Annotated in this window: 23 protein-coding genes; 1 reads left to right on the forward strand and 22 read right to left on the reverse strand. The window is 63.5% G+C overall.

Going from position 1 to position 24368, the window contains the following annotated elements; genetic code table 11:
* The first annotated feature begins 25 nt into the window (after nucleotides 1-25).
* Nucleotides 26-667 carry a dihydroxyacetone kinase subunit DhaL gene (gene dhaL / locus EOA13_RS26455; RefSeq protein ID WP_127296537.1) on the forward strand — a complete coding sequence of 214 codons (642 nt, stop codon included), beginning with the start codon at nucleotides 26-28 and terminating at the stop codon, nucleotides 665-667.
* A 20-nt stretch (nucleotides 668-687) separates the two neighbouring features.
* Here the strand turns inward: dhaL and EOA13_RS26460 are convergent, their stop codons facing one another.
* The 22 genes from EOA13_RS26460 to EOA13_RS26565 form a co-directional block, all read right to left on the reverse strand.
* Nucleotides 688-1125 (reverse strand): RpiB/LacA/LacB family sugar-phosphate isomerase, encoded by a 438-nt coding sequence (locus EOA13_RS26460; protein ID WP_013533067.1) that lies wholly within the window; start codon nucleotides 1123-1125, stop codon nucleotides 688-690.
* 93 nt (nucleotides 1126-1218) lie between these two features.
* Entirely contained in the window at nucleotides 1219-1986 is a 768-nt protein-coding gene (locus EOA13_RS26465; RefSeq protein WP_127296538.1) for a triose-phosphate isomerase, read from the reverse strand.
* A 61-nt stretch (nucleotides 1987-2047) separates the two neighbouring features.
* Complete coding sequence (locus EOA13_RS26470; RefSeq protein ID WP_127296539.1) at nucleotides 2048-2986, reverse strand: TIM barrel protein; 939 nt, start codon at nucleotides 2984-2986, stop codon at nucleotides 2048-2050.
* Nucleotides 2986-4503: a glycerol-3-phosphate dehydrogenase gene (locus tag EOA13_RS26475; protein WP_127296540.1), complete on the reverse strand. Its 1518-nt coding sequence runs from the start codon at nucleotides 4501-4503 to the stop codon at nucleotides 2986-2988. The genes EOA13_RS26470 and EOA13_RS26475 overlap by 1 nt, the downstream gene beginning before the upstream one ends.
* Nucleotides 4500-6059: an FGGY-family carbohydrate kinase gene (locus EOA13_RS26480; RefSeq protein WP_127296541.1), complete on the reverse strand. Its 1560-nt coding sequence runs from the start codon at nucleotides 6057-6059 to the stop codon at nucleotides 4500-4502. The genes EOA13_RS26475 and EOA13_RS26480 overlap by 4 nt, the downstream gene beginning before the upstream one ends.
* A 96-nt stretch (nucleotides 6060-6155) precedes the next feature.
* Nucleotides 6156-7103, reverse strand: coding sequence for a D-ribose ABC transporter substrate-binding protein (locus tag EOA13_RS26485; protein WP_023756738.1), 948 nt, complete (start codon nucleotides 7101-7103; stop codon nucleotides 6156-6158).
* Nucleotides 7104-7135: 32 nt separating this feature from the next.
* Nucleotides 7136-8266: an ABC transporter permease gene (locus EOA13_RS26490; protein WP_127296542.1), complete on the reverse strand. Its 1131-nt coding sequence runs from the start codon at nucleotides 8264-8266 to the stop codon at nucleotides 7136-7138.
* Between the two features lie 26 nt (nucleotides 8267-8292).
* Complete coding sequence (locus EOA13_RS26495; RefSeq protein ID WP_127296543.1) at nucleotides 8293-9834, reverse strand: sugar ABC transporter ATP-binding protein; 1542 nt, start codon at nucleotides 9832-9834, stop codon at nucleotides 8293-8295.
* Nucleotides 9831-10487 (reverse strand): DUF2291 domain-containing protein, encoded by a 657-nt coding sequence (locus tag EOA13_RS26500; protein WP_127296544.1) that lies wholly within the window; start codon nucleotides 10485-10487, stop codon nucleotides 9831-9833. The genes EOA13_RS26495 and EOA13_RS26500 overlap by 4 nt, the downstream gene beginning before the upstream one ends.
* A 33-nt stretch (nucleotides 10488-10520) precedes the next feature.
* Nucleotides 10521-11531, reverse strand: coding sequence for a sugar-binding transcriptional regulator (locus EOA13_RS26505; protein WP_127296545.1), 1011 nt, complete (start codon nucleotides 11529-11531; stop codon nucleotides 10521-10523).
* Between the two features lie 422 nt (nucleotides 11532-11953).
* Nucleotides 11954-13612 carry a glycerol-3-phosphate dehydrogenase/oxidase gene (locus EOA13_RS26510; protein WP_245490486.1) on the reverse strand — a complete coding sequence of 553 codons (1659 nt, stop codon included), beginning with the start codon at nucleotides 13610-13612 and terminating at the stop codon, nucleotides 11954-11956.
* A gap of 50 nt (nucleotides 13613-13662) precedes the next feature.
* Nucleotides 13663-14439 carry a DeoR/GlpR family DNA-binding transcription regulator gene (locus tag EOA13_RS26515; protein WP_127296547.1) on the reverse strand — a complete coding sequence of 259 codons (777 nt, stop codon included), beginning with the start codon at nucleotides 14437-14439 and terminating at the stop codon, nucleotides 13663-13665.
* Entirely contained in the window at nucleotides 14436-15971 is a 1536-nt protein-coding gene (locus tag EOA13_RS26520; RefSeq protein ID WP_127296548.1) for an FGGY-family carbohydrate kinase, read from the reverse strand. Before EOA13_RS26520 ends, EOA13_RS26515 begins: the two co-directional genes overlap by 4 nt.
* Before the next feature lie 319 nt (nucleotides 15972-16290).
* Nucleotides 16291-16839, reverse strand: a complete 549-nt coding sequence (locus EOA13_RS26525) for a flavin reductase family protein (protein ID WP_127296549.1) — start codon at nucleotides 16837-16839, stop codon at nucleotides 16291-16293.
* A gap of 63 nt (nucleotides 16840-16902) precedes the next feature.
* Nucleotides 16903-18123: an acyl-CoA dehydrogenase family protein gene (locus EOA13_RS26530; protein ID WP_127296550.1), complete on the reverse strand. Its 1221-nt coding sequence runs from the start codon at nucleotides 18121-18123 to the stop codon at nucleotides 16903-16905.
* Between the two features lie 26 nt (nucleotides 18124-18149).
* A complete protein-coding gene (locus EOA13_RS26535; protein WP_127296551.1) occupies nucleotides 18150-18938 on the reverse strand; it encodes an alpha/beta hydrolase in 789 nt (262 codons plus the stop codon).
* Between the two features lie 27 nt (nucleotides 18939-18965).
* Nucleotides 18966-19982, reverse strand: coding sequence for an alcohol dehydrogenase catalytic domain-containing protein (locus EOA13_RS26540; RefSeq protein WP_127296552.1), 1017 nt, complete (start codon nucleotides 19980-19982; stop codon nucleotides 18966-18968).
* A 12-nt stretch (nucleotides 19983-19994) separates the two neighbouring features.
* Nucleotides 19995-21020 carry a branched-chain amino acid ABC transporter permease gene (locus EOA13_RS26545; RefSeq protein WP_127296553.1) on the reverse strand — a complete coding sequence of 342 codons (1026 nt, stop codon included), beginning with the start codon at nucleotides 21018-21020 and terminating at the stop codon, nucleotides 19995-19997.
* Nucleotides 21017-21880, reverse strand: a complete 864-nt coding sequence (locus EOA13_RS26550) for a branched-chain amino acid ABC transporter permease (protein WP_127296554.1) — start codon at nucleotides 21878-21880, stop codon at nucleotides 21017-21019. The genes EOA13_RS26545 and EOA13_RS26550 overlap by 4 nt, the downstream gene beginning before the upstream one ends.
* Nucleotides 21867-22595: an ABC transporter ATP-binding protein gene (locus tag EOA13_RS26555; protein ID WP_127296555.1), complete on the reverse strand. Its 729-nt coding sequence runs from the start codon at nucleotides 22593-22595 to the stop codon at nucleotides 21867-21869. Before EOA13_RS26555 ends, EOA13_RS26550 begins: the two co-directional genes overlap by 14 nt.
* Nucleotides 22592-23320 carry an ABC transporter ATP-binding protein gene (locus tag EOA13_RS26560; RefSeq protein ID WP_127296556.1) on the reverse strand — a complete coding sequence of 243 codons (729 nt, stop codon included), beginning with the start codon at nucleotides 23318-23320 and terminating at the stop codon, nucleotides 22592-22594. The genes EOA13_RS26555 and EOA13_RS26560 overlap by 4 nt, the downstream gene beginning before the upstream one ends.
* 25 nt (nucleotides 23321-23345) lie before the next feature.
* Complete coding sequence (locus EOA13_RS26565; protein ID WP_245490485.1) at nucleotides 23346-24191, reverse strand: ABC transporter substrate-binding protein; 846 nt, start codon at nucleotides 24189-24191, stop codon at nucleotides 23346-23348.
* Between the last annotated feature and the right edge of the window lie 177 nt (nucleotides 24192-24368).

Here is a 24368-nt window from a genome sequence, read left to right on the forward strand (position 1 = left end):
CCCACTTCTGTGGCAAGGACTAGACATGACGACAATCGACACCGCCCGCCTTGTCGCGATGTTCGCGGCGATCGCAACCGCCATGTCGGCCGACAGGGACCGACTATGCGCGCTTGACGGAGTTATCGGCGACGCCGACCACGGCATCGCGATGGAGCTTGGATTTTCCGCGGCACGCGATGCAGTCGCCGCACTGGACACCGAGGCCACTGATCCGACCACCTTGCTGAACACGGCGGCAAAGTCGTTCCTGAATGCGGTTGGAGCCTCCTCCGGTCCGCTCTATGCGACCGCGTTCATGCGCGCCGCGGCAGCCGTCAAGGGCAAGACGACGCTCGACGACGCGGACGTGGTCACTCTGTTCCAGGCGATGGCCAAAGGCATTCAGGATCGCGGCAAGGCCGAGCCAGGCGAAAAGACGATGATCGATGCATGGGCGCCGGCTGCGCAGGCGGCGGGCGAAGCGCTGACCTCCGGCAAGGATCTGGCGGGCAGTCTCGAAGCTGCTGCACAAGCGGCAAACGCCGGCGCGGAGGCGACCAAGTCGATGGTCGCCACCAAGGGCCGGGCATCGCGCCTCGGCGAACGCTCGCTTGGCCACATGGACCCGGGCGCCGCCTCCGCCGTGACTGTGATCGAGGCGATGCGGGTCGCCTTGATCAGCTAACTCAGCAGCAGGCCCTCGCGTCAGCGCTTGGCGTCGAGCTTGTCGATGGCCTGCACGTTTGTGGCGGAGGGGCCATTCGGATCGAACTCCGAGGCCAACCATGCGTCGGCGATCGATTTCGCCAGTTCGGGACCGATGACGCGGGCGCCCATGGTGATGATCTGGGCGTTATTGGACTTGGCGGCGCGCTCAGCGGAATAGGTGTCGTGGGTCAATGCGGCACGAATGCCCGGGACCTTGTTGGCGGAGATGCTGACGCCGATGCCGGTGCCGCAAAACAGGATGGCCCGGTCGTAATTGCCGTCGAGAATTTCGTGGCCGACCGAGGCGGCGATATCGGCGTAGAATCCGGCCTGGCTTAGGTCGACGACCTGCAGTTCCGGCTTGGTGGCGAGATGCTTGGCGATGACGTCGAGCAACGGCTTGCCGGCGCTGTCGGCTCCGAGTGCGATTTTCATGATGATGAGCTCCTTTGCTTTTTTCTCTATCTCTCTGATTTGACGCAATTCCGGACGGAAATCCGTTTCACACTTTTCCTGGAATTGCTCTGGTCAGCGCGCGATGGCGGCCGACGCCTTTTTCAGAATGTCGATATAGCCTTCCGCTTGCCACGCCGAGCGGCCGATGAACAGGCCATCGATATGTGGCTGGCCGATGAGTTCGGCCGCGTTGCCTGGATTGACGCTGCCACCGTAAAGCACAGGCGGGGCAGCCGGCAGCCGGTCGGCGGCAACCTGCTTGATCAGCGCCTGCTGCCTGTCGGCATAGTCGGCGCTGGCGGGAATGCCCTTCTCGCCGATCGCCCAGACGGGCTCGTAGGCAAAGAGGATTTCTGCCTTCAGTTGATCGCCGCTCAGCTCTTGCAGCGCGCCGAGAACCTGTGCCGTCAAGACCGCCTCGGCGCGGCCGGATTCACGTTCAGCCAGCGTCTCGCCGACGCAAATCAGCGGCACGAAACCGTGCCTGGCCGCCGCCGCCGTTTTCAATCCCACGGTGGCATCCGTTTCGCCGAAATGCTCGCGACGCTCGCTGTGGCCGAGTTCGATCACATCCAGCCCGCAATCTTTCAACATCACTGGCGAAACCTCCCCAGTCCAGGCGCCGGCGTCGGCCCAATGCATGTTCTGCGCGCCGACTTTTACGCGGGTGTTGGCCAGCGCCGCCTTGACCTGGCGCGCGGCGGTGAACGGCGGAATGACGAAAGGCTGTATCGCCTGATCGAAACCCGGCACGAAGGCCGCCAGCGCATCGGCGAACTGCAACGCCTCGGCAAGCGTCTTGTTCATCTTCCAGCTCGTGCCGACCCAATATGGGGTCATTCTTCTCTCCTTCAACGCGTGTTTCCTGGCCACCAGTGCCGGCGTCGAGCCGGCATTTCACTCAGGCTCGAGGCTTGAGACTGTCGCGGCCACTGTCGATATGAGGCGCCCAGAAATCCACCGATTCGCGGATCATCTCGATAACCTGATGATCGACTGGTTCCCTCTCCCTGAAGGAAAGTTCAAGGCAAATTTCGTTGTCGGTTCCGCCGCCCTGCCGAACCGCATCCAGCAGCTTTTGCGGAACTATGCGGCCATCCTTGTTGTAAGTGGCCGTGAACGGCCAGTGCCCGCCCTTGTTCATGGAAGACTGCTTGATATGGATGATCGGCGATTGCAATGGAAACGCTTTCGCCCAAGCGTAGGGATCGGTATCGGCAGGATTGGGCGAGGTGACATCGCCATGGTCGATGTCGACCATCATCTTCATCGGTATGGGCAGCTTCGCCGCATCGATGGCGCCTTGCAGCGTGGCGCAGCTTTCGATCGTGTGGCCGAACTCGCGGCCCACCGACATCGGTTCCCAGAACACATAGGTCAGGCCCGCCGCCTTGGCGTGCTCAGCCACCTCGCGCCAGCATTCGAGCGCGATGTCGAGCAATGCCGCCCGCCGTTGCGGATCGTCATAGTCCTTGTAGGTGAAGATGGCGAACTGCGTGCCCATGCCTGACGCGCCGAGTTCGGCGGAAATATCGGCAAACGTCTTGAACCAGTCGACATAATAGCGCCGGACATCCGCATCCGGGTGGCCGAAATGGTTGAGCCGGCCATAAGGCCCGGTCATACCGGAGGTGATCCGCACGCCGGTCCGCGAAAGCGCCCTGTCGAACAGGCGCAGGAATTTGGCAATCGTCGCCGCCGGCCAGCCCGGATTGACGAATTCATGCGTCAGCTGCACGTCGCGGATACCGATGCCATAGGCAATCGCGTCGATCAAATCGTCCGGATCGGCGAAGCGATTGACCAGCGGATTGGTGTTGAGGGAAAGCGTGAAGGCCATCAGTCTGCCGTCGCCATGATGTTATCGAACCAGTCTTCGAATGCTTTCCGCTCGGCCGCATTGAGATGCAGGCCATGTTTGGTGCGGCGTTCCAGAATATCGGCTGATGTGCCGGCCCATTCGGTCTCGGCCAGGAACCTTCCCTCCCGCTCATACAGGTCGGGACCGAAGCGGCGGCCGAGATCCGCCTCGCGCTGTGCGCCGGCGAGCAATTGCCTGGCACGGGTGCCGTAGCTTCGAGCGTAGTGCTTCACCAGCGACGGGCTGAGCCATGAAAACTCGGAATGCAGATCGCTCAGGAACTGCTCGAAGTCGGCGTTGGGCAGGTCGCCTCCCGGCAAGGGGATTTTGGCCGTCCAGGCTTTCTTCATCATCGGAAAAAACGGCTGGATCTTTTCCAGCGCATGTTCCGACAGCTTGCGGAAGGTGGTGATCTTGCCGCCGAACACCGACAGCAGCGGCGCGTTGCCATTGGAGGCGTCGAGTTCGAAAATATAGTCGCGCGTCACCGCGCTTGGATTGTCGGCATTGTCGTCATAGAGCGGACGCACGCCTGAGAAACTATGGACCACGTCCTGTGACGTCAGCTGTCGCTTGAAATAGCGATTGACCACCTTGATCAGATAGTCGACTTCGCTTGCCTCGGCGACCACTTCCTCGGGCCTGCCTTCGTAGGGAATGTCGGTGGTGCCGATCAGCGCCAGATCGTTCTCGTAGGGGTTGACGAAGATCACTCGCTTGTCGTTGTTCTGGATGAGATAGGCCTGCCGCCCCTCCCAGAATTTGGGCACGACGATATGGCTGCCTTTTACAAGCCGAACATTGCGCGTGGAGTTCTGCCCGGCGACGCGGCTGACAATGTCGTTGACCCAGGGCCCGGCCGCGTTGACCAGCGCCCGCGCGCGGACTTTCGTCAGAGCACCCGTGCGACCATCCTGCATGTCGATCGACCACAGTCCGTTTTCGCGGCGGGCCGCGACACAGGCGGTGCGCGTGAGCACTCTGGCACCGCGCTGCCTGGCATCCAGGGCGTTGAGCAGCACCAGGCGCGCATCGTCGACCCAGCAGTCGGAATATTCGAAACCGCGCTTGAATTCGTCCTTGATTGGCGCGCCTTCAGGCGCAGTCCTGAGGTTCAGTGTTCGTGTCCCCGGCAGCCGTTTGCGGCCGCCAAGATGATCGTAGAGAAACAGCCCGAGCCGGACCAGCCATGCCGGCCTGTCTTGCGGGCTGTGCGGAAGAACGAAGCGCATCGGCCAGATGATGTGCGGCGCTGCCTCGAGCAGCACCTCGCGTTCGATCAGTGCTTCGCGAACCAGCCGGAATTCATAATATTCGAGGTAGCGCAGGCCGCCATGCACCAGCTTGCCGGAGCGCGAACTGGTGCCCTGGGCGAGATCGTCCTTTTCGCACAGGATGACGGACAGCCCGCGACCTGCCGCATCACGCGCTATGCCGGCTCCATTGACGCCGCCGCCGATCACGAAGAGATCGACGACATCTGTTGTGTTGCTCAAGATCTTGCTCCTGTGCGGTGCGCCATGCCCTTCCACACCGGCCGAAGCGCCTGACGCGCTGCAACGAAGGAAGGGAAGAGCGCATCGTAGGTATGCGAAAGCGCCTCGTCATAGGCATCGCAGTCGCCGAGAAGCGGCGTCACCCATTCGGCGGCGCAGTCTTCCATGGAGCCATAGACGCCGAGCCCGACCGCAGCCATCATCGCGGCGCCTGCCGCGCCGGCTTCCTGGCGACTGCTGGTACGCACCTGCGCCCGGGTCGCCGCCGCGATGATGCGGCGTAGGGACGGACTGCGAGCGGCGCCGCCCGACAGCCGGATCTCGCTCGGCACGGCGCCCATCGCCTGGTAGCAATCACGTGCGGCGAAGGCCAACCCTTCGAGCACGCCGCGTGCCAGATCGCCAAAGCCGTGCTTGACCGAAAGGCCGATGAAGCCAGCGCGTGCGTCAGGATCGACGAACGGTCCTCTTTCACCGGCCAGCGATATGTAGGGCTGGTAGATCAGCGAACCAGGCTCCGATGCTTCCACCCAAGCGTCGAGGGCCTTCAGCAACTCGTCATGAGAAGGCTTGCCGCCAGCCGTCGCGAGCACGTCGCGCGCAAGGCCAAGCACCCAGTCTATGTTGAGCGTCGCCGCCATGTTGGATTGCAATTGTGCAAAGGCGCCTGGAATAGGCATGGCGATCGTGTAGCCGGAGCCATCGTCGTTCAGCACGACATCGTCGGGAGTGGCGGCAAAGCGTGTGTGTATGCCGGTCGAGCCGATGACCGTGCAGCCGACATTGCCCGAGGGATCATAGAGGCCGGCTCCGAGCGCCGTCATGACCATATCGACGTAACCCAGCACCACCGGCGTGCCTTCGAGCAGGCCAGTCTCTGCCGCCGCCGATCGCGACAGCGGATGATGGTCGGTGGTGCCTTCGAGCATGGGAGGCAACAGGCGGCGATGCGTCGTCAGATCCAGGATGTCGAGGGCTTCGTCGGAATAGCTGCGCGACCGAAAATCGCCGAAGGTGAAGGTTCCCTCGGAGGGATCCGTGGCGCGTTCGCCCGTCATCTTGAAGTAGAGCCAATCCTTGCAATGCAGTGCGGTCGCCGCCCGCTCCAGCATGTCGGGATGGTTCTTTCTCATGAAGGCAAGCTGGGCGCCTTGCTGGCAGGAATTCAGCCCCGTGCCGGTCAGCTCGAACCGCCTGCGATCCCGGGGATCGGCGCGCATCTCGTCCACCAGATGTCCAGCGCGGGCATCAAGCCACAGCCAGGCGCGCGAGACAGGCAAGCCGTCGCCATCGATCAGCCAGGTTCCGTCGCCCTGCCCGGTGATGGCCACCGCTGCGGTTCGTTGCACGAGGTCGGGAACCCTGGCCGCGAGATCGCGAACGGTCCGCGCCATGTCGCGCCAGGTCTGGTCGAGGTCCTGCTCGGCGCCGCCGCCTTCCAGCGTGACGAAGCTGTTGGGCACCGACGTCATGGCGAGCTGCCGCCCGGACAGGTCGAAAGCGATCGATTTGATCACCGACGTTCCCGCGTCGATGCCGATCAGCAGGTCTTTCATGCCGCAAATTCCGGTTGGTTGCGAAGGCAGTTCACGAGGGCAGTCATTTCGTAGAAGAGGCAGGGAGTGTCCGCAAGGACACCCCCTGTACAGGTATTACTCAGACAGCACGAAGGGTGCGGTATACTTGTCGACATTGTCCTTGGTGATGAGAAGGCAATCGAACAGCTGCTTCTCGGTCGCCGCACCGGTGGCACCCGTCTTGATGAACGAGTCCGCCTGCTGCACGGCCTTGGCCGAGAAGATGGCGACCGGCTGAAGCACGGTGTACTGCAGTTCGCCGGACTTGATCGCCGCAACCGCATCCGGGGAGCCGTCGAAGCCGCCGACCTTGATGCCGGCGAGCTTGCCTGCTTCCTTCAGCGCCGCAACCGCGCCGAGCGCCATTTCGTCATTGCCGCTGATCACGGCGATGATGTCGGGATTGGCCTGCAGCATGCTCTGCATCTTGTCGTGGCCCTGGGTACGATCCCAGTTGGCGACCTGCGAAGCAGCCTTTTCGAGATCCGGGTACTGGCTCAGCACAGTCGCGTACCCGTTCGAGCGCGTAGCGGCGTTGTTGTCAGACGGGGCGCCGAGCAGTTCGACATATTTGCCCTTTTCGCCGACGGCCTGCACCCACTGCTGGGCACCGAGAGCAGCACCCTGCGCGTTGTTGGAAACGAGCTGACCCTTGGCGAGGCCTTCCTGATTGATCTCGGCATTGACGAGGAACACCGGGATGTTGGCTGCAATCGCCTTCTTCACCGCACCGACAGAGCCGTCAGCGTTGGCCGGATCGAGGATGATCGCCACCGACTTGTTGGTGATGGCGGTGTCGATCAAATTGCTTTCGGTATTGGTATCGCCCTTGTGGGCGCCGACATTGGCCGTATAGCCAAGCTTCTCGGCCTCGGCCTTGGCGACGTTGCCCTCAGTCAGCCAGTAGGGGTTGGCCGGATCGTTGACGATGATCGAGATCAGGCCCGCGGCTGACGCGGCGGCCGTGAACCCGACGACCATCGCGGCGGCGAGCAGACTTTTCAGCATGGTTTTCATGTACATTCCTCCAATGATTACGCGGTGTTGCTGCCAGTTCACCTGGCAGTCTTCCCTTGGGCAGGATTGGCCGGTTCGGCCCCCCGTTTCTGAGAAGTCGGTTGGCCACCTGACGCGCTTGGGAGCTTGCTACGGCGGCGATACTGAACGGCATTGAGGAGCACGGCGAGCACGATGACCGCGCCCGTGAACACTGTCTGCCAGTAGGATGAGATGCCGATGATCACCAGACCGTCGGACAGGAAGCCGATGACGAAGGCCCCAAGCAGGGTTCCGCGGATGTTGCCGCGCCCGCCGGTCAGTGCCGCGCCGCCGATGACGACGGCCGCGATGGCCGTCAGTTCGTAGGTGGTGCCGGCGGTCGGTCCAGCCGACGTCAACTGCGAGGACAGGATCAGGCCGGCGATGGCGGCACAGATGCCCGACAGCACATAGACGGAAATCTGCACCGTCTTGACCGGAACGCCGGAGAGTTCGGCCGCGCGCTCGTTGCCGCCCGAGGCGTAGAGCCAGCGCCCGAAAGCGGTGCGGTTCAAGACGATGCTGCCAATGAGCGCGATGACCACGAGAACCACGACGCCCGTCGGCACGCCGAACAAGCGGTTGAAGCCAAGCGCATCGAAGCCGGTGTTTCCGAGCTCCGGCTTGCCGCCGAGATTGTTATAGGTCAGGCCGCTGGTCATCAGCAGTGCCAGGCCACGCGCCATGTACATGACGCCGAGCGTGGCGACGAAAGCCGGAACCTTGAAGCGCGCGATGAGCACGCCGTTGATCAGTCCGACGACGGCGCCGAGCATGCAGGCCAACACCGCGACCACCCAGACCGGCGGATAGAGAACGACACCCAGCCAGGTCAGCGTCACGCCTTGCATCAGGAACCCGGCAACGACGCCGGCCAAGCCCAGCGTCGACCCCACCGACAGGTCGATACCGCCATTGAGGATGACGAGCAGCATGCCGATCGCGAGGATTCCGAAGATGGCGACATGCGAGGCCATGGTCAGGAAATTCGCCACCGAGAGATAGTAGGGCGACAGGATCGAGAACACGACGATGATGACGATCAGGGCAAAGAAAGCGCGACCCTCGAGCAGCAGCTTGGCGAGATCGAAGCCTTCGCCGCCCGCGCTTGGACTGGACTGTTTTCTGGCCTGGCTGACGTCGGTCATTGGTCTGGGCTCCGAAATTCTGGTGATCAGGCGACCACGGCTTCGCCAGAGGCGGCCATGATCTGCTCTTTGGTGGCGTTGGCGCCGAATTCAGCTGAAATCCTGCCACGCCGCATGACGACGATGCGGTGGGCAATGCTGAGGCATTCGTTGACCTCAGAGGTCGAGAAGACGACCGCAAGCCCTTGCGCGGCGCGTTCGCTCAGCAAGCGGAAGACCTCGGCCTTGGCGCCGACATCGATGCCACGGCTCGGTTCGTCGAGAAGGATGACTTTTGGGTTGGTCGTCAGCATCTTGCCGATGACGACCTTCTGCTGATTGCCGCCCGACAGCGATCCGATCATGGCATTGCCGCCTGCGGTCTTTATGGTCACCTTGCGGATCGAATCCTCGACCAGCCCACGCTCCTTGGAACGGGACAGAAACAGCCCCTTGGCGAACGCCTCGATGCTGGCCAGCGAGAGATTGCGGCCGACGGTCATCGTCTGCACCAGCCCGTCGCGCTGGCGGTCCTCGGGGACCAGCACAAGACCTCTGGAGATGCGCTGGGCAATGCTCAGTCCCGAAACGTCCTCGCCTTCCAGAAGCGCGCGGCCGCCCGCCATCGGCACCCGTCCGGCGACGGCTTCCAGCAATTCCGTGCGCCCGGCGCCCATCAGCCCATAGATGCAGACGATCTCGCCTGCCCGGACATCCAGCGACAGGTGGTCGACGACGGAATAGCCCGAGCCCGAAGTGTCGACGACGCTGACATCCTCGATCGACAGGGCGACCTCACCGAACGCATGGCCGGTCGGCGGCGAGCCGAGATCGAAGTTCTCGCCGACCATGTTGCGGACGATCCACTCGAGGTCGATGTTTCTGGCTTCAGCCGTCGCCGTTATCGCCCCGTCGCGCAGGACAACGGCGTAGTCGGTGATCTGCAGCGCCTCTTCGAGGTGATGTGAGATGTAGACGATGGAAACGCCGCGGCTGGTCAAATCGCGGATCACCTTGAACAGCACCTCCACCTCTGTGGCGCTGAGCGCCGAGGTCGGCTCGTCCATGATCAGGATGCGCGAATCGACCGACAGCGCCCGCGCGATCTCGACGATCTGCTGTTGGCCCAGGCGCAGATCCTCGACCAGGGTCATCGGGTCGATGTCCTCTTCGAGATCAGCCATCAGCGCGCGCGCCTGGCGCGATTCCTCGGCGAAGTCGAGGCCGGTCCTGGTGCGCAGTTCGCGGCCCATGAAGATGTTGTCGCGAACGCTGAGATTGGGCGCCAGGCTCAGTTCCTGGTGAATGATCGAGATGCCGCGATCGCGTGCGTCCGAGGATGAGGAAAAACTGACGAGATTGCCGTCGAGCACGATGTCGCCGGATGTCGGCGTGACCACGCCGGAGAGGATCTTCATCAGCGTCGACTTGCCGGCGCCATTTTCTCCGAACAGCGTGGTGACCTTGCCGCGATGGATGTCGAAATTGACGCCCTTGAGTGCATGGACGCCGCCATACGACATGACGATGTTGCGCGCCGAAAGCACGGCGTCGCCATTCGCGGGTCCGGTGTCGGCAGCCGCGCTCATTTGACCTCCAGCCTCACCGGAGTGACCAGCCAGCTCTTCGGGTTGACCAGCTTGAATGCGCCGACCACCGATATGGTCTTGCCGGTCAAGGTGCTCGTATCGACCTTGGCCAGGATTTCCTTCTTCATCTCGTTGTTCAGCGCCGAACCGGCGTCCTGGTATTCGATCTGGTTGGTGAACTGGCCGAATGTGATCTTGCCGGTGGCGTCGCGAAGCTCGGTGCCGTTGATCGCCGGTCCCGTCTGCACGCGGATCATCAGCGTGTCCGGCACACCTTCGACGGCGACTTTGTAGATGCCCGATTTTCCTTCGCCGACGACGCCGGTGAACTTCACCGAGATGACCGGCCCAACGCCCGCCGGCACGCCGTATTCCTTTTCCGCCGTTGCCCTGTCCTTGGTGATCGCCGTCGCCACCGTTGCCGCGTCGGCGGCACGCGCTTCGACATCGGCCTGCACCTTGGGAAACTCCGACTTGCCGTAGTCGGCGGCGGAAAAGACGGCGCTGCGGACATCGCCGGCAGAGCCGATCCTGACCACGTTGGTGTCGAGCGCCATGGCGCCGAGCAGGACGACAACCGCAGCGCCGGCAAGTACCCGACGCAAGCCGGGCGAAGCCGGCCTGGTTGGTGCGGGGGCGGCCTTCGCGCTCATGACGCAACCGCCGGCAAGGCTGATCCGCGCTTGTCACGCATTTGACGATCCTCCGTTCACATGGCGCTTCGCACCATTGGGTTTGTTCTGTTCGACAAGGGCACGGGCGGTGGACTCGTCAGTGATCAGCCCGCTCAGATAGCGGCTTTCGAGCACCGCCTTGATGGCGCGTATTTTCACCTTGCCGCCGGCGACTGCGACGATCCGACGGCCCTTCAACTGGTCCCGCGGAAGCGCCAGGATTCTGTCCGACAGCGCCGTTTCCACCGGGCGTCCCTTGTCGTCGAAGAAGTGGGCGAGCAGCTCGCCGACGCCGCCATCCCGTTTGACCTCATCGATTTCGGAATGTTCGATCATGGCGGTAGCGACCAGCGAGGCTTCCCGTTCGGCGGTGCCTATGCCGACGAACATCAGGTCGGACCGGCTTGCGAGGTCGAAGACATCGCTGATGCCGCGCTGGCCAAGCAGCACTTCACGGTCCTCGGCGGTGTTGGCGACGAAAGGCACCGGCATCACATAGGCCTGCGCGCCGGTCCGCTCGGCCAGCCGATGCATGACATCGTGCGGGTTGGCCGCGAATTTGCGCGTCACGCCGCCAAGCAGCGATACGAAACGGATATGGGCAGCGGCGGTGCGCGTCAGATACTCGACGCTTGCGGCAAGGGTACGGCCATGGCCGACGCCGATCAGCATGTCCTCGCCGCGATCGATCTCCCGCTTCAGAAACTGAGCGCCGGCGATGCCAAGGGCCTTCAGCGGCAGCTCGTCCTGATCGAGATCAGGAACGACCTCGCAGTAATCCAGCCCATAAGCATTGATCAGCTGCTGCTCGAGGTCGATGCATTCGCCGACATCGCCGTCGATGATTACCCTGACAAGGCCATCCTGGGTGGCCCGGGTGATGAGCCGATGCGCCTTGAGGCTGGTCAGGCCGAGCCGCTTGGCCACCTGGGCCTGCGTCAGACCCCCGGCATAGTGAAGCCAGGCCGCGCGGGTGGCGAGGCTGGACTCATGATCGCGGTTAGCGGCTCCGCCGGATTTCAAGACATCTCCTCCCTGAGATGATATTATTATCTTTGTGTGCAAAAATTTTCACATCCCTGCATCGCTGTCAATCCCTCGCCGAATTTGGCGCATGCACATACGGGGAATTCACAGGTCTCGCCCTTCCCGAAACGCCGGTCTGCCGGCATTTCGGCGGGCAACATCGACCTATTAGGAGGTGAGCATGTCACTTGATCATACGGCTATGTTAATTTAACGTCAATCTGTGTTATTTCGTGTCTGAGCCAGTAGAATTGCACAGCCATCGGCTATCCAATTTTTTGCTAACTAACTGTTTCTCAAGAATAATATCTAATATCGCAAAATCCCAACCCGCCTGTGAGTTGAGCGATTGGGGATGCGGCGCATCCTTAGGCAAACCGACCGGATTGCCTTGGGAAAGAGCATCGGCGACGGAATGATCAGCCCAGCCGCATCAGGTTCCGGTCCTCGAGTTCCAGGGCGGCGGCCTCGACTTCCTCTGCGAGGCGCCCGGCGCTCCAGCCCAGCGCCCGTCCGGCAATCGTCGCAATCTCCTGCAGATCCCGGCCCGTCAGTGACCCTGATATTGCCAGGGTGCTGCGGCGCATGACGATATCGGCCAGATGTTCGACGAACTCGGTGCGGACGATGTAGTCGATTTCCGATTTGCTGTAGCTTTCTGAATCCGGCAGCCGACCCTCATCACCCGACCCATGCGTGGCGATCTGCGTGGCTCTGGTGCCATATCGCGACAGCAGCGCCTCGAGACGCCGCTCTCCAGCGCCCGTTTCCGAGTGAGCCAGAGCCAGCCAACTGGCTCGCGCTGCGGCATCGACCGGGAAATCCCTGCCGCCGCCGATCGGCATGGCCTGCGTTGTCACCTTGCGGCTGCGCTGCAGGCGGCCGAGCACGGTGTCGGCGACTTCCTCGGCGAAGCCGCGAAAGGTCGTCCACTTGCCGCCGATCAGCGAGATAACTGCGAAAGGTCTGTTCCCATCCGGCTCGGCGACTGGCGCCGAGTGGTCACGGCTGATCAAGCCGGGCACCGATGCATCCGAGGCCGGCAGCGGCCGGATGCCGCTATAGGCATAGACGATCTGGTCGCGCTCGAACGCCATCCCCGGCAGCAGCGTGCGTACGCTGTCGAGCAGGTACTCCACTTCGTCAGGCTCGCAGCGTACCGCGTCGGGATTGTCGGCCTTGATGTCGGTAGAGCCGACCAGCGCCAGGCCGAGATAGTCGTAGACAAGGCAGATGCGGCCGTCATCGGCCTCGAAATAGAGCATGCGCCCGGCAAGGCTTTTGACCAGCTCGTCATGCTTCAGCAGGATGTGCGAGCCCTTGGTGCCGCCGATCATCTTCGACGGCGCACCAAGCAAATCGTTGACGTCGTCGATCCAGGGACCGGCGGCATTGACCACCAGCTTCGGCCGCACCGAAAAGGCCGCGCCGTTTTCCGGCTGGAAGGTCAGCACGCCATCGGCCGAAGCCACCAGCGCCGTGTAGTTCGCGCTGGCCGAGGCCGGGTTTGCCTGCAGTCCATCGAGGATCAGTTCGAGCACCAGCCTTTCGGGATGGCTTATCTTGGCGTCGTAATAGGTGCCGGTGGCGACGATCGAGGGGGTGAGCGCCGGCATCTCACTGAGCGCCTGGCGCCGCCCGACCATGCGGTGACGCGGCATGACCTGGTTTCGCGAGCCGTAGAAATCATAGATCATCAGGCCGATCTTGATCAGGACGGCGCCACGGCTGCGCGGCGCGCTGGTCGAGCCGAACAGCGTCCGCAGCGCCGCCAGCATGCCCTTGCTCCAGGAGAAGATCGGGATGACCGTCGGCAGCGGGCTGACATAGTGCGGCGCGTTTTTCAGAAGCAGATTGCGTTCGAGTGTCGACTGCGCCACCAGACCGAACTCGCCGGTTTCGAGATATTTCAAACCGCCATGAATGAGCCGCGACGGCGCGGCACTGGTGCCGGAGCCGAAGTCGCTCTTGTCGACGATCAGGCAGCTGACACCTTGCGCGCACAGGTCGCGAAACAGGCCAGCCCCGTTGATGCCGGCGCCGAGAATGACGACGTCGACCTCGCCGGTCCCGGCCATGGCGGCCAGACGCCCGATAGGGATTGCCGTAGGTGATCGTTCGTTTGAGTTCATGACGCTTTCGTCTTGACGATGCGCAGATTCACGCCGGCCCGTTCGAGGGCCTGCGCCCGCGCATCGCCCAGGCCTTCGGTCGCCAGCACGACGTCGAAGCTGGTCAGATCGTCGAAGAGGTGCAACGCGATCCGATCGAACTTGGCGTGATCGACGAGGAGGATGCGTTTCACCGATGCCGCCATCATCGCCTGCTTGACCCGCACGACATTGGGATCCTGGATGAAGGCCGTGGTTCCGGTGATGGCCGAAGCCGAACAGATCAGCACATTGGCGCGCAGCTGCGCCACGGCGTTCTCGCAGACGATGCCGATATAGGCGTTGTAGGTGTTGTGGTACCGGCCGCCGAGACAGATGAAGTCCAGTTCGTCGACATTGATCAGTAGGGAAGCCGTCGCCACCGAGTTGGTGATGACGGTCAGCGGCTTGACGTCGAGCAGCAGCGTGGCGACGGCGTTTGCCGTGGAGGAATCGTCCAGCATCACCACCTGGCCGGCTTCCACATAATCCAGTGATGCCCGCGCCAGCGCATCCTTCTCGGCCCGGTTGACCGTCACCCGGTAGCGGAAGGCGCTTTCGTAGAGGCCGGAAGGCTGAACCGTCACCGCACCGTGCAGCTTGCGCAACACGCCCTGCTGCGCCAGCCGGTCGATGTGCCGGTGGATGGTCATGCGCGACACGCCGAAATGCTCGACGAGATCGTCGATGCGCACCTGGCCGAGCTTGATCACATAGTCGGCGATCTCTTCGCGTCGTTCGTCGGCCTTGATCATGCGCTTCCCCCGGTGTCTGGCCGCGCCAGCTTCTCGATGTCAGGCCAATGCGGTTCGAGCGCACCGGCTATGCGGCCATAGAGGGAAAAGCGCTCGTTGAACACAGCACTCGAGGCCGGCCCAGGCTCGTATTGGCGCGCCGTCATGCCGACCTGTCTGGCGCCCTGTTGCGGCGTCGCGAAGATGCCAACCGCGGCACCCGCGCAAAGGGCAGCGCCAAAGGCCGCGGCCTCGTCGGTCGAGGTGACGATGACCGGGGCGTTCAGCACATCAGCAAACATCTGGACGAAAGCCGGATTGCGCGAACCGCCACCAGTCAGGCGGATCTCGCTGATAGCAAAGCCCTCGCGCAAGGCTTCGACATGGGAGCGATGATTGAAAGCAATGCCCTCCAGAACCGCCTTGAGCATATCGCCGCGATTGTGCCAGCCGTGAAGGCCGACAAAGCTTCCGCTGGCGACATCGCCAAAGGGGGAGCCGAACAGATAGGGATGAAACAGGATGGTCGACCTGTTCTTCAGCGCCGCGTCGATCTCACCTGCCAGAAACTCGTGGATCGAGCCGCCATCGACCGATGCCTTTTCCTGCTCCGAGCGGCAGAATGTGTCGAGAAACCAGTCGTAGTTTGCGGTCGAGGCCGGCGAGATCGCCATATTGTTCCAGCGGCCCGCGTCGATGGCGTTGCGACAGAACCAACGCGGGTCGATACGCGGTTCCAAAGAGATAACTTCGTTGATGGAATAGGTCCCGGCGACGATGGCGAGCACGCCCTCCTCATGACCGCCGATGCCAAGCGCCGAGGCGGTCACGTCATGCAGGCCGCACGCAACCGGTGTTCCCTTGGCAAGGCCGGTCATTTCGGCGGCCTCGGCGGTCACGTGGCCGACGATGTCGGCCGAATGCGCCACCGGCGGCAGCGCGTCGAACAGATCGTCCAGTCCGAAGATGCGCATCGCTTCCGGCGCGAAGGCTTGCGTGCGGAAATCCGTGAATGAGGTGCTGGCCTCCGTGCGGTCGGTACCGATCGTGCCCGACAGGCAAAAGCGCAGCCAGTCCTTGCAGGCAAGTATATGCCCGATGCGCCCGTAGCGGTCTGGCTCGTTCTTCCTGATCCAGGCCAGCAGCGCCGACGGCGCGGACACGTGCGGCGCCTGGCCCGTGCGCGCCAAGGCGTCTTCGAAGACTCGATCCGCCGACCATTGTTCGACAATCTCGCCGGCGCGGCTGTCGAGCGACAGGATACCGGGGCCCAGCGGCCGACGATCCTTGTCGAGCAGGTAGAGACCGTCGCCATGCGCGGTCGCCGCAACCGCCTTGATGTCGTCGGCAGGCCGGCCGCACAATGCGATCGCCTCCTTGATCGCGTCGGCGGTCGCTTGCCAGAGGCCCCCCATGTCGCGCTCCACCCAGCGCGGATGGGGCATCGATTGCGCAACCCGCCGGCGCGCCACCGACAACTGTGTGCCATCGGCATCGAAGATCACCGCCTTGGTGACCGTGAGACCGTTATCGATTCCGAGCAAACTGGGCATGGGCGCCGCCGCTTTCAGCAACTGGTGAAGGGCGCTGCAAGGCAAACCTGCAGGGTGGGATAGAGATGACAGACATGACGACAATCAACGAGCAACGGTGATACAAAAGCGACGCATCCGACGCGGCAAACAGACCATAATAGCATGTTAAGTTAACGTCAACATGTGAGATATTTTGTGGGAATGTCTGATGGCCGGATGGCCCTCAATCCTGCGCGGCGAGCCAGGGAGCGCGGTACGACTGACGCCGAACGCAGTTCGACTGGCTTTGCGAGTTCCGAGCGCTACGACCTGATAACCCGCGCCGCTTCGGCGCCGTTCAAAGAAAACGCGACGACTCAAGAAGCTCAGCCACCCCGTCCAGTTCCTTGTGCAGGCGATGCCAGCGACGGTCGAGATAAACAAGCGAATGCGCCTCCGGGGGGGCCTCGTCCGGCTGCACCTCGCCGTCAAGGAGTTCGGCCGCGACCAGTGTCGCGCCCTTGATCGGCAGGACGCCGAGCCGACGGGCGCGGAACCAGGTAGAAACGCCGGTATAGCGCGGTTCGCCCGTAGGCAGCCGCGCCCAGGCGCCTCCCGGCGGGAAACGTTCCGCGCCGCTCGACGCGCAGAGCTGCGCCAGGTCGATATCAGTGAAGCGCAGCAGGTGGATCACCATGGTCTCGGCCCGTAGCAAGGGCTCGGACGAAGTCGATTTCATGGAGAGCGAGAAAGCGACGACCGGCGGCGCGGCACTTACCGAGATCAGCGAGGATACGGTCATCGCCACCGGCCTGTCGCCGGGGTCGGCCGTGATCACGGCAACACCGGCCGGATGGTGGCGAAAGGCTTCGCGGAAGGCGTTGGTCATCGGATGCGGGAAGCTCATCGAGGTCTCTCTTCTGCAGCGTGAATAAGGGCCGGACGGCGTCCGCCGTCCGGCCCTTGCGGACTACTTCTTCTCGATCAGGTCGTAGAACTGCCAGGTGCGATCGCTCCACACGCCGCCGATGTCGCGGCCGGCCGAGGTGACGATCGACGGCGCGATCGTGAAGTGGTTTGCCGCCACCATCATCTCGCGGAAGGTCCGCTGGATCACACCGGCGCGCAGCGACGCGCCGCCGCCCGCGCGGTAGGCGAAGTTGCAGATATCGACGCCAACCTCGTGAATCTCGGATTTGGCCAGATGGACAAGGCTGATCTGCCGCGTCGATACGCTGTTGCCGGCTTCTACCGTCGCCTCGATGTCGCGCCAGACTTCGAAGACGAAGGCGCGGGCAGCGCGATAGCGGGCTTCGGCGCGGCCATAGTCGTGCCAGAACTTCTCGCTCTCACCGATCAGGCCGGCGCGACCCGATTTGCTGCGGGCGAACTTGGCGATCTCGTCCAGCATCCGCCGCCCGGTGCCGAGCGCCCAGCCGGTATGCCCGATGGCGGCGAGGCCGACGACACCGAGACTGAAGAACTCCTTCTGACGCAGCGGCGGTGCGGTCAGGATCGGGAAAACGAGATCGTCGGCGATGAAGACGTCCTCGGCCGCATAGTCGATGCTGCCGGTGCCACCGAGGCCCAGAACGTCCCAATTGCCGAGCTGCTTATGCTGAGAGATCGGGGCATGGGCGCACATGATGATCAAGTTGCCCTTCTCGTCCTTGGCGGGCTTGCCGGTGCCGTCATCGACGAAGGCGGCACTGTGGCTGTAGGTGGCGTGGCTGAAGCCGCTGCCATAGCTCCACTTGCCATTCAGCCGGTAGCCGCCATCGACTTTCTTCAGCATACCGAGCGGCGCGCCCTGCCCCGAGAACCGGTTTTCGGTGCCCGGCGCGAAAAGCCGCTCGACTGCGCTGTCCGGCAGAAAGGCAGCCGACATCGCACCGATGCAGCAATGCACCATGGAAACCCAACCAGCCGCCCCAGAGTGCCAGGTGATCGCCGCCAGCAGTTCGAGACCTTGGGTGGGTCGCAGCTGCGCACCGCCGAGGCTCTCCGCGGCGAAGATATGCGACATGCGCAGCGGCTTCAGCAGCTCGAACGTGGCCGCAGTCAGTTCGCCATTCTCCTCATCGGTGGTGGCGTTGGCTTCCAGGGCCGGCCCGATCTCCGCGATCTTGCTGAGCAAGTCGCGATAGTCGGTGGTCGTCCCCCACGAGCCGTGCTTGATGGGTTTGTTCATTGTCTTCTCCTCCTTTTCAAATGCGGTCAGCCGGCGAGGAAATCGCCGATCTTCCTGAGTGTTTCGGGTTTCTCCTGCATGACGAAGTGGCCGGCATCCTCGACCAGGATCAGGCGTGCGTCGGGCAGGGCTTCGATGAAGAGCGGCGCCTGGCCAGCCGGCAGCAGACGGTCCCTGGTGCCCCAGACGACCAGCGTCGGATTGGCGATCCGCGCCAGAAAGCGCCGCAGGTTCGGATGGCCCATGCCGAACGGCGCCAGCAGCCGGCCGAGCATCTCGCCTTCGCGGACGCGATCGGCGCCGAAGGCCTCGGCAAACGCGGGGTCCGAGCCGTCCGGGAAATAGCGCAGCGCCACCGAGACGTCATGCGCCAGATAGGCCGGCAGCTCCTGCGGCGCGACCGCGCCCAGATCGGTGGCCGGATGCGCGGGGTCGTTGAGCCCTGCCGGCGCGATCAGCACCACCTTGTCGAAACGCTCGCGCGCAAGGCCGGCGAGCTCGGTCGCCATCCAGCCGCCCATGGAAAAGCCGATGAGATGAGGCTTCTCCGGCAGGTTCAGAACATCGAGCAGGTTCAGGTAGTGCAGAACCATGTCGGACATCGCAGCGACATGCGGCGCCGGGCCAGAAAAGCCGAAGCCCGGATGGCTCGGGCAGAGCACGCGGAAGCGGTCGGCGAGGCCCTCCGCGAAGCCGAAGCCTTCAAGCGTCGAGGCACCGTGCAGGAACAGCACGGGCTTGCCTCTACCGATGGCATTCACCACCGTTTTCGTGCCGCCGATATCGTATTCGAGGGTTTCGAATTGAACGGCCATTTTCACTCTCCTCAAACAGGTCCGGCCTCAAACAAGGTCCGGCTGGATCAGCACTTTGCATTGCGTTGTGCGGCGGCGAAGGCTCTCGAATATCTGCGGAACCGGTGAGAGATCGATCCGATCGGTGATCAGCGCCTGCGGTGCGAAAGGTCCGCCGCGCAGCGCATCGAGGGCGACGCCGAATTCGTTTCGCTTATGGAAGAAGACCGAGAACAGCAGGTTCACCTCCTTGGTCAGCGCAATGAACGGGTCCCACTGGTCTCCGCCAATGCAGAGGCCGACGCCGACCACCGTGCCCTGCGGCCGCACCGCTTCGACCGCCGCACCGATGAGGCCGCGCTTGCCGACGCATTCGAAGACGATGTCTGGCGCTCCGCCGCAGAGATCGGCGAGGTTCTCGGTCAGCTTTTCGCCGGAAAGCGCGAAGCCGGTCGCGCCGAGAGCAAGCGCACGCTCGCGCTGATGGCCGTGGATGTCGGCCACCACGACACGCGACGCCCCCATCCGCCGCGCCCAGAAGGCGACGAGCAGCCCGATCGGCCCAGCGCCCAGGATGGCAACCCGATCCCCCGGCTTCATGCCCGAGCGGACGATGCAATGCAGAGCGACTGACAGTGGCTCTGCCAACGCACCATCCTCGAGCGCCACATCGCCGGGCAGGATATGACACTGGCGTGCGGCCACAGTCGCGTATTGCGCATAGCCGCCGCCGATCAGCTCCATCTCGCGGCAGCGCGCCGGATCGCCTCGTTCACAGGCCTCGCAGTGTCCACAACCGCGCATCGGCGCGACGGCGACACGGTCACCGATCCGAAGGCCTGTTGCCTCCGATCCGACCGCGACGATGTCCCCAGAGAATTCATGGCCGAGCACGAAGCCTGCCTCGATGCCGAAAGGCACGGGATCCTCGGTGATATGCAGATCGCTGCCGCAGATGCCGCAGGCGGCGACACGCAAGACAACCTCGTCCGATGCCGGCGTCGGGTCCGGCACCGTGCCGATCCGCAGCGGGACGCCGACCCTATCGAAGATGGCGGCTTTCATGAATCCTCCTCGTCAGCGGTTCGGGTCGACAAGCTTGCGTCGGATCGGGAACCATGGTGCATCCCACCGTTTCGAGATCAGGCCCCAGATGCCCGTCCGGGCGTAGAGCGCGACCAGAAGCGTCATCAGGCCGAGGACAACGAAATAGGTCGCGCCGTATTTGCCGAACCAGCGGTCCGCGATGAAGAAAATCAGGGATCCGATCAGAACACCCTCGATGGAGCCGATTCCGCCGACCATGACGATGGAGATCGCGACGTTCGCCCACATCGGATCAAAGGCCGAACCCGGGGTGATGCGGAGCTGCGCCATGAAATAGATCGCCCCGGCAAGACCGCAGCCGACCGCCGACGCGACGTAGATCAGGAAGCGCAGCTTGACGACATTCACGCCCTGGCTCGCGGCCGCGACCGGATTGTCGCGCATGGCGATCAGCGCAAGGCCGAAGCGCGAGCGAAGCAGCCAATAGCTGCCGCCCAGCGTGACGAGCAGCATCCCCGCGCAGAGCAGCGACATGGCGACATTCCGCTCGAAGGCCGAATAGTCCTTCATCACGCGAAGCGACATGCCCGCGCCGGAATTGACGAGCGGCAGGTTCGAGGCGGTCAGCCTGAAGACCTCGGCCACCACCCATGTGCCGATCGAAAAATAGGGGCCATCCAGGCGATGCAGCAGCAGGTAGATCGGCATGGCCAGCGCGGCCGGCACCAGCAGCGAAAGGAAGACCGCCACAAACGGATTGATGCCGTAAGTCTGCGCCAGCACGAAAAGCGCATAGCCGGCAGCACCCATGAAGGCGTGCTGGCCCACCGAGACGAGGCCGGCATAGCCGGCTAGCAGGTTCCACATCTGCGCGACGGCGATGTAGCAGCACAGCACCAGAATCGACCGGATCGTGCCGGTCGAGGCCCACCACGGCATGGCGGCGACACCGATCAGCGCCAGCACAGCCAGCGTCATCGCGATGCGACCGGACCGGGTCTGGCGCTGGACCAGGACCTCAGGCACCTCGGTTGCCATATAGGGGATCGCACTCATGACAATGCCTTTCCGAACAGGCCCTGCGGGCGGGTCGCCAGCACGATCAGGAAGACGATATGCCCGGCAAGCACGCCAAAGCCCGGATCGATGCGGAAGCCGACGGCCTGCGAGATGCCGAGGACCATCGAGCCGGCGAAGGCGCCCCATACCGTCCCCATGCCGCCGATGATCACCGCTTCGAAGGCGTAGATCAGTTGGGCAGGTCCGTCGGCCGGCGCGACGGTCGACCGCAACGCCTGGAAGACGGCTGCAAAACCGAGGATGCCGACCGCTGCCGCTGTCGCCATCGCATAGACGGCGCGCGGATTGATGCCGGTCATCGCCGCTGCCTCGACATCGGCCGACGCGGCGCGGAGCGCGCGACCGAAACGCGTGCGCTTCAGCGTCAGGTCGAGGCCTCCTGTCAACCCTGTGGCAACGGCCAGCACGATCAGCGGCAGCAGGCCGATATAGATACCGCCGATCTCGATGGATTGGCTCTCGATCCCATGGCCGGGCAGCGATCGGCTGTTCGCGGACCATATCTGGAGCATCAGGTTCTGCAGCGCGATCGACAGACCGAAGGTCGCGATCAGCGAGGGCAGCGGATCGCTGCCCACCACGCGGTTCAGCACGGCCTTCTGCAGCACCCAGCCCATCAGCACCGCCAGCGGCACCAGCACGATCAGCACCGGCAGCGGTCCCAGACCCCACGCCGTGGCGATCGAGATGCCTATCAGCGACAAAAGGATCACCAAATCGCCATGGCTGATGTTGACGATCCGCATGACGCCGAACATGAGCGCCATGCCGAGCGCATACTGGGCATACATGCCGCCCAGCAGGACCCCCTGCACCAAGGCGTCAAACCACTCCATGGCCCGCTCCGAAATAGGCTTTGCCGATCTGCTCGCGCGTGATCTCGGCGGACCTGCCGGTCAGGGTCACGCGCCCCTCCAGCATGCAGTAGAGGCGGTCCGTGGCGGTTCGGGCGAGGCCGACATCCTGTTCGACCACGATCATCGCCGTTCCGGTGGCGCGGATTTCGGGCAAGGCGGCATAGATCTCGCGGATCACCTTCGGCGCAAGACCAAGGCTGATCTCGTCGCAGAGCAGCACGCGCGGCTGGCAGAGCAGCGCGCGGCCGATCGCCACCATCTGTTGCTGCCCGCCCGAGAGGCTCTGGACCTGCGTGCGGGCCTTCTCCTTGAGGATCGGGAACAGCAGGTGCAGCCGCGGCAGCGTCCATCCGCCCTTGGCGCCCATGCGCGCGGCCTGGTCGATGGCGACGCGCAGATTGTCGTCGACCGACATGCCGGTGAAGAGCCGGCGGCCCTCCGGCACGATGGCGACACCCTTCTGCACCATGCGGTCGGTGGTGGTGCCGCCAACGGCCTCGCCGTGCAGCAGCACCATCTCGCGCCGGACCGGGAGCAGGCCCATGATCGAACGCAGGAGTGTGGATTTTCCTGCCCCGTTGGCGCCGATCAAGGCCACGGCCTCACCCTGGTGCAGCTCGATGTCGACGCCGTAGAGCGCCTGGAAATCGCCATAGCGGGCCAACAGCCCGTGGGTGGAAAGAACGGCCGTCATGCCTCGATCCCCATGTAGACGCGTTGGACCTCGGGCAGCGCAATCACTTCGGCGGGCACGCCTTCAGCGATCTTCTCGCCGAAGTTCAGCACCAACAGCCGGTCGGCCACCGCCAGCAGCGCGTGCAACACATGCTCGATCCACACGATGGTGATGCCACGGTCGCGAATGCGACGCACCAGCGCCACCAGCGCCTTCGATTCATCATCGGTCAGCCCGCCCGCGATCTCGTCCAGCAGCAGCAGCTTCGGATCCGACGCCAGAGCGCGCGCCAACTCCAGCCGCTTGCGATCGAGCAGCGTCAGGGCGCCGGCCGAGACATTGGCCTTGTCGGAGAGCTCGCAATCGCGCAGGACCTGAGCGCAGAAAGCATAGCTCTGCTTCTCGGACCGGCCGCCGCCGAAAGCGGCCGCGACCAGCAGGTTTTCGAAGGTGGTCATGCCGGAATAGGGACGCGGGATCTGATAGGTCCGCCCGATCCCCATCTGGCAACGCCGGAAGGGCGGCTCGCCGCGAAGCGCGGTGTCGCCGAGCTGGATCTCGCCGCCGGACGCCTTCAAATCGCCGCTGATCATGTTGAACAGCGTCGTTTTGCCCGCCCCATTCGGGCCTAGGATGCCCAGCACCTCGCCCCGATGCACGTCGAAACTCACGTCATGCAGGACGCGGACAGCGCCGAAGGACTTCGACACGCCGTGCGCTTTCAGCAGGATTTCCCTACCCATAACTCTGCCCGCGTTCCCGCTCATGTCACCAGGCGATCGGCTGGATAGCCTGCTGCGGCGCGAAGAGCTGATTGACCGTGTTGTCGACGATCTTCAGGTCATAAGGCCATTTCTCACCCTTCACCCACTGGCCGCCGAAGATCGGCGTCTTGCAGATGTTCTTGTGGGGCGAGCCGTCGAACTTGATATGACCGACCAGCGTCTGCAGATCGGTAGCGACCAGAGCGTCACGATTGGCCGCACGGTCGAGGGGATTGGAAGAGCGCTTCAGGATGTCGAGCGCGACCTCCAGCAGCGCGTGCGAATAGCCCAGCGGCTGCGTCCACTGGCGCTTCGAATCGGCTTCCCATTGGCTGGCGATGTCGCTGCTGACCTGCCCGGTCAGCGACGACTTGAACGGGAAGGCCGGCGTCCACCAGACCTCGGAGGACATGCCGTTGCCTAGAGGACCCATGGCCTCGACGCCACCCGGGAACAAGAGCGCCGCCGCCACCGTGACCGCCTTCGGCTTGAAGCCCTGCTGGTTGCACTGGGTGACGAAGGTCTTCAGATCGTCGGGATAGGTAATGCCGCCGATGATCTCGCAGCCCTGCTTCTTGAACTCGGCGATCTGTGCGGAAAAATCGTTGGTGCGGGGCTGGAGATAGCCGGGCACCACGACCTCGTAGCCGGCCTTGCGGGTCGGCGCTGGCAAGCCATATTCGTCGTTGCCCCAGGTCTCGCCGTCGATGTTCTGCGGAAACAGCATCCCGACCTTCTTGTTGGTCTCCAGATGGTTCCAGAGCCCGACGAAGGTGTTCAACGCCTCGTCGAGGCCCCAGAAGAAATGATAGGTCCAGTCGAAGGTCTGCTTGCCGCCGCCGCGCGGCATGATCACCGCTTGCCAGGGAGCGCCCGAGGAAATGAACTGACCCCCGAAAGTTGGACATCAACCTTCGGGGGTTTTCATGTCCAAACACAGCGAGAGTTTGAAGCGCACTGTTGTTGATCGTTATTTGAGTGGTGAAGAGAGCTATGCGAGCGCCGGTGCAGCCGACGGCGTAGATGC

The sequence above is a fragment of the Mesorhizobium sp. M7A.F.Ca.US.011.01.1.1 genome (genome assembly GCF_003998295.1).
GTDB lineage: Bacteria > Pseudomonadota > Alphaproteobacteria > Rhizobiales > Rhizobiaceae > Mesorhizobium.

Bases quoted from the DNA above. Each gene is read 5' to 3' on its own strand.
- dhaL (WP_127296537.1), top strand. From the start codon at position 26: ATGACGACAATCGACACCGCCCGCCTTGTCGCGATGTTCGCGGCGATC.
- EOA13_RS26460 (WP_013533067.1), bottom strand. From the start codon at position 1,125: ATGAAAATCGCACTCGGAGCCGACAGCGCCGGCAAGCCGTTGCTCGAC.
- EOA13_RS26465 (WP_127296538.1), bottom strand. From the start codon at position 1,986: ATGACCCCATATTGGGTCGGCACGAGCTGGAAGATGAACAAGACGCTT.
- EOA13_RS26470 (WP_127296539.1), bottom strand. From the start codon at position 2,986: ATGGCCTTCACGCTTTCCCTCAACACCAATCCGCTGGTCAATCGCTTC.
- EOA13_RS26480 (WP_127296541.1), bottom strand. From the start codon at position 6,059: ATGAAAGACCTGCTGATCGGCATCGACGCGGGAACGTCGGTGATCAAA.
- EOA13_RS26485 (WP_023756738.1), bottom strand. From the start codon at position 7,103: ATGTACATGAAAACCATGCTGAAAAGTCTGCTCGCCGCCGCGATGGTC.
- EOA13_RS26490 (WP_127296542.1), bottom strand. From the start codon at position 8,266: ATGACCGACGTCAGCCAGGCCAGAAAACAGTCCAGTCCAAGCGCGGGC.
- EOA13_RS26495 (WP_127296543.1), bottom strand. From the start codon at position 9,834: ATGAGCGCGGCTGCCGACACCGGACCCGCGAATGGCGACGCCGTGCTT.
- EOA13_RS26500 (WP_127296544.1), bottom strand. From the start codon at position 10,487: ATGAGCGCGAAGGCCGCCCCCGCACCAACCAGGCCGGCTTCGCCCGGC.
- EOA13_RS26510 (WP_245490486.1), bottom strand. From the start codon at position 13,612: ATGGCCGGGACCGGCGAGGTCGACGTCGTCATTCTCGGCGCCGGCATC.
- EOA13_RS26515 (WP_127296547.1), bottom strand. From the start codon at position 14,439: ATGATCAAGGCCGACGAACGACGCGAAGAGATCGCCGACTATGTGATC.
- EOA13_RS26520 (WP_127296548.1), bottom strand. From the start codon at position 15,971: ATGCCCAGTTTGCTCGGAATCGATAACGGTCTCACGGTCACCAAGGCG.
- EOA13_RS26525 (WP_127296549.1), bottom strand. From the start codon at position 16,839: ATGAGCTTCCCGCATCCGATGACCAACGCCTTCCGCGAAGCCTTTCGC.
- EOA13_RS26530 (WP_127296550.1), bottom strand. From the start codon at position 18,123: ATGAACAAACCCATCAAGCACGGCTCGTGGGGGACGACCACCGACTAT.
- EOA13_RS26535 (WP_127296551.1), bottom strand. From the start codon at position 18,938: ATGGCCGTTCAATTCGAAACCCTCGAATACGATATCGGCGGCACGAAA.
- EOA13_RS26540 (WP_127296552.1), bottom strand. From the start codon at position 19,982: ATGAAAGCCGCCATCTTCGATAGGGTCGGCGTCCCGCTGCGGATCGGC.
- EOA13_RS26545 (WP_127296553.1), bottom strand. From the start codon at position 21,020: ATGAGTGCGATCCCCTATATGGCAACCGAGGTGCCTGAGGTCCTGGTC.
- EOA13_RS26550 (WP_127296554.1), bottom strand. From the start codon at position 21,880: ATGGAGTGGTTTGACGCCTTGGTGCAGGGGGTCCTGCTGGGCGGCATG.
- EOA13_RS26555 (WP_127296555.1), bottom strand. From the start codon at position 22,595: ATGACGGCCGTTCTTTCCACCCACGGGCTGTTGGCCCGCTATGGCGAT.
- EOA13_RS26560 (WP_127296556.1), bottom strand. From the start codon at position 23,320: ATGGGTAGGGAAATCCTGCTGAAAGCGCACGGCGTGTCGAAGTCCTTC.
- EOA13_RS26565 (WP_245490485.1), bottom strand. From the start codon at position 24,191: ATGCCGCGCGGCGGCGGCAAGCAGACCTTCGACTGGACCTATCATTTC.